The 4,055-nt window shown below is 66.5% G+C and carries 4 protein-coding genes; 2 read left to right on the plus strand and 2 right to left on the minus strand.

From position 1 onward, the window contains the following. Nucleotides 1-861, plus strand: an 861-nt coding sequence (locus tag JHD73_RS26865) for a 4-alpha-glucanotransferase (protein WP_199033191.1), incomplete at its 5' end; no start/stop codon positions are given. Between the two features lie 65 nt (nucleotides 862-926). On the opposite strand, the gene JHD73_RS29650 is transcribed toward JHD73_RS26865, so the two are convergent. Together JHD73_RS29650 and JHD73_RS26875 are read right to left on the minus strand one after the other, a co-directional pair. Beyond that, a complete protein-coding gene (locus tag JHD73_RS29650) occupies nucleotides 927-2,270 on the minus strand; it encodes an isoprenylcysteine carboxylmethyltransferase family protein (protein WP_199033192.1) in 1,344 nt (447 codons plus the stop codon). 12 nt (nucleotides 2,271-2,282) lie between these two features. After that, nucleotides 2,283-2,525: a hypothetical protein gene (locus JHD73_RS26875; RefSeq protein WP_199033193.1), complete on the minus strand. Its 243-nt coding sequence runs from the start codon at nucleotides 2,523-2,525 to the stop codon at nucleotides 2,283-2,285. Between the two features lie 49 nt (nucleotides 2,526-2,574). Here JHD73_RS26875 and JHD73_RS26880 point away from each other — a divergent pair. Next, on the plus strand, nucleotides 2,575-4,055 hold a 1,481-nt coding region (locus JHD73_RS26880; protein WP_199033194.1), incomplete at its 3' end, for a hypothetical protein.

Genomic DNA, 4,055 nt, shown 5'->3' on the forward strand with positions numbered 1-4,055 from the left:
GCCGCCTTCATCGAGATGCTGCGCGCAGTCATGTCCACACCGGGTGGCGTGCGCATCGACCACGTGCTCGGGCTGATGCGGCTGTGGGTGATTCCGGAGGGGGCATCCGCGCTGGACGGTGTGTACCTGCGCTATCCGCTGCAGGATCTGCTACGGCTGATTGCGTTGGAGTCCTGGCGCAACCGCTGCATCGTCATTGGCGAAGACCTCGGCACCGTGCCGGGCGGGTTGCGCGGGCAACTGGCCGACACCGGCCTGCTTGGCATGCGCATCCTCTGGTTTGAGCGCGAGGAAGCGGTGCCCGGACAGCCGTTCCGCCCACCACAAGATTGGGCGCGCACGTCTGTGGCCATGACCAGCACACACGATCTATCCACGTTGGCCGGCTGGTGGGTCGGCAACGATCTGCGCTGGCAGGGCAAGCTCGGGCTACTGCCCGCTGGCATGGACGAAGCCCAGGCGCACGTGCAGCGCATGGCCGATCGGCATGCCCTGGTGGAAGCCTTCGCACACCACAATCACGCGGCCGAGCAATACGGCAATCCCCCTCCGTTGCACATCACCACGTTGAGGTTGGCACTGGAGCGTGCCGGCGCGGCAAGTGCAGCAGATGCCGACATCGCGCTCGACGCCACCGCCGACGATTTCGCCACGGCCGCCACGGCCTTTACTGCCGCCGCTCCTGTACCGTTGACCGTCGTACCGCTGGAAGACCTGTTCGGCCTTACCGAACAGCCAAACCTGCCGAGCACCATTGAGACCCACCCCAACTGGCGCCGCCGGCTGCCCGGACCGGCCAGTGCGCTGCTCGACGACCCGGCCGTGCAGGCGCGACTCGCTGTGCTCGCCCGGCAGCGGTAACGGGCTGTAGGCTCGCCGACTGGTCCCCCGAAATCGGCAATCGCCAAAGCGGTGCGGCGTCCCGCTCAGGCCGCGCGATAACGCAGCCGATTCTGCGACGGCAAGTGACGCAGGAAGCGGAAGAGCCCGTTCTCGTCGATCCATCTGGCGTAGGCCACGTACTCCGGATCGCGTGACAGGTGGCGCTCCTCGGTCCACGCGCGCAGTGCGTAGATGCCGTTCACGGCCAGAAGCAGCAAGCAGTGGCGCAACGCCTCATCGCCCGAACCTTGCGCCACGAAGGGGATGGAAATCATCCACCACGACAGGTTCTTGGCCACGTAGGCCGGATGCTTGGTCCAGCGGTAAGGGCCATTGGTGATGATTCCCCGATGCGTCAGGTTGGAGAAACGCGCGCCGAAGCTGACCGTGGCCCAGACATAGATGGCCGTCAGCAGCAGGATGGCGCTACCCCAGATGCCGTACAGCAGCGGCGTGTTCCACAGCCAGGCGCCCCACTTGAAACCCGTGTCATAGGCTAGGTACTGGCGCCCATACAACGACCAGAACGGCTCGTAGCAAACCAGTGCCACGACCCAGCCCAGCATGGTCGGCTCGGCCGAACGCAGGTGCGTGTCGGCGATGCGCAGCGCCAGCAGGTAGCCCATTGCCACCAATCCCACGTCGATGAAGTAGAACAGCCCATACAAGAGGTCGAACCAGGCCTTGAAGCCATTGAGCTGGCTGTAGTCGGTGGCCAGGAAGCGCGCCAGATCGTTGCACATGTAGGCGAACATCAGCGGCAGGAAGAAGCCCTTCACCAGCCAGCCCAGCAGATGCTGGCCAACGATGCGGACATCCACCTTGTCCCACTGCATGGTCACCAGTCGGCCCAGGTGCCAGTAGCCGTCGAACGGCTGCGCCATCTTGCGGTCGACGAAGTACAGGTAGGGTAACGCCAGGGCCAGCCACGGCGGCAGCACGAGCCGCAGCATTGCGTAGTAGCGGTCGTAGAAATCGCCGTGGTACTCCGGGAACAGCCAGTACAGCAGCGCGACGAAACCCAGACTACCAAGCAGGCCAGCGAACTTGAACAGGCTGCGCTGCCACGACGGATGATCGCGGCCGAAGTCCAGTCCGGTAGACGTGCGGCGATACGCCTTCAGCCACAGCAGGTCCACCAGCAGCACTGCCGCCGAGGTCATGCCGAGCATGAAGAGCGCGGACTTCACTACATCGTCGCCGAAAGGCCGATCGGCATGCAGGATGACCAGGGCCAGCAAGAAAGCCACCAGCCCGGCCACGGCCACCGCGCCATGGGTGGCCGAGCGCGGCCTGGTCGCCACCTGCCCACCTGCCACGGCGCGCTCCCCATCCGGCGTGGCGCCAGCCTGGCGCCGCCCGTCCTGGGCTACATCGTTCTCAGTCACATCCCACCTCATTTACTGGTTGCGCTCGGTGATCACCAACGGCACGCGCACATCACCCACCGTCATCACCGCCTGCACCGGCAGCGCTCCGGCCGGCACAGACGTGGCGGTGAACGCGCGCGACTGTGGCGTGAAACGTAGCCACGCAGGCAGGGCCTGGCCATCGGCCAGCGTCACCTTCGCCGCACCTGGCACCGCCTGTGCGGGCAGCACAAAGCGGAAGTGGCTGCCCGGCCGCGCCATTGCCTTCGGCACCGACACCGCAATGAGATCGGTCGGATGGCCCGAAGTCTTGAGGCTTACCGTGACCGAGATGCCGTTCGGATCATCAGCGGGGCCGTTGGTGCTGTCGGTAGCTGCACGGCGGCCGGACTGCGCAGCAGCATCGCTTGACGGCGAGGTGCTACCGCTCGACGAACTGCCATTGCCGGACGACGAGCCGCTTCCGCTGGACGATCCGCTGCCACTCGAAGAGCCCGCGTCATCGGGCTTGCCGCCGCTGGAGCTGCTGCTCGACGAGTTGCTGTTGCCCGACGAGGAGCCGCTGCTGCTGGACGAACCGCTGCCGCTCGACGAACTCGCATCATCCGGCTTGCCGCCGCTGGAGCTGCTGCTCGAGGAACTGCCATTGCCGGACGACGAGCCGCTACCGCTGGATGAACCGCCGCCGCTCGAAGAGCCCGCGTCATCGGGCTTGCCGCCGCTGGAGCTGCTGCTCGACGAGCTGCCGTTGCCGGACGAGGAACCGCTTCCGCTGGACGAACCACTGCTGCTCGATGAACCCGCGTCATCGGGCTTGCCGCCGCTGGAGCTGCTGCTCGACGAACCGCCATTGCCAGACGAGGAGCCGCTACCGCTGGATGAACCACCGCCACTCGAAGAGCCCGCGTCATCGGGCTTGCCGCCACTGGAACTGCTGCTCGACGAGCTTCCATTGCCGGACGAGGAGCCGCTGCCGCTCGATGAACCCGCGTCATCGGGCTTGCCGCCGCTGGAGCTGCTGCTCGACGAACCGCCGTTGCCAGACGAGGAGCCGCTGCCGCTCGAGGAACCCGCGTCATCGGGCTTGCCACCGCTGGAGCTGCTGCTCGAGGAACTGCCATTGCCGGACGACGAGCCACTGCCGCTGGACGAGCCACCGCTGCTCGAGGAGCTTGCGTTGTCCTGCTTGCCACCGCTGGAGCTGCTGCTCGACGAGCTGCCATTGCCAGACGACGAGCCACTGCCGCTAGACGAACCACCGCCGCTCGAAGAGCCCGCGTCATCGGGCTTGCCACCACTGGAGCTGCTGCTCGACGAACCGCCGTTGCCAGACGACGAGCCACTGCCGCTAGACGAACCGCTGCCGCTCGAGGAACCCGCGTCATCGGGCTTGCCACCACTGGAGCTACCGCTCGACGAACTGCCATTGCCAGACGACGAGCCACTGCCGCTAGACGAACCACCGCCGCTCGAAGAGCCCGCGTCATCGGGCTTGCCGCCACTGGAGCTACCGCTCGTCGAGCTACCGCTGCCGGACGAGGAGCCACTTCCGCTAGACGAACCACCGCCGCTCGAAGAGCCCGCGTCATCGGGCTTGCCACCACTGGAGCTGCCGCTCGAGGAACTGCCATTGCCGGACGACGAGCCACTGCCGCTGGACGAGCCACCGCTGCTCGAGGAGCTTGCGTTGTCCTGCTTGCCACCGCTGGAGCTGCTGCTCGACGAGCTGCCATTGCCAGACGACGAGCCACCGCCGCTGGACGAACCGCTGCCGCTCGAGGAACCCGCGTCATCGGGCTTGCC

Source organism: Ralstonia sp. ASV6, from assembly GCF_016429285.1.
Taxonomy (GTDB): Bacteria; Pseudomonadota; Gammaproteobacteria; order Burkholderiales; family Burkholderiaceae; genus Ralstonia; species Ralstonia flaminis.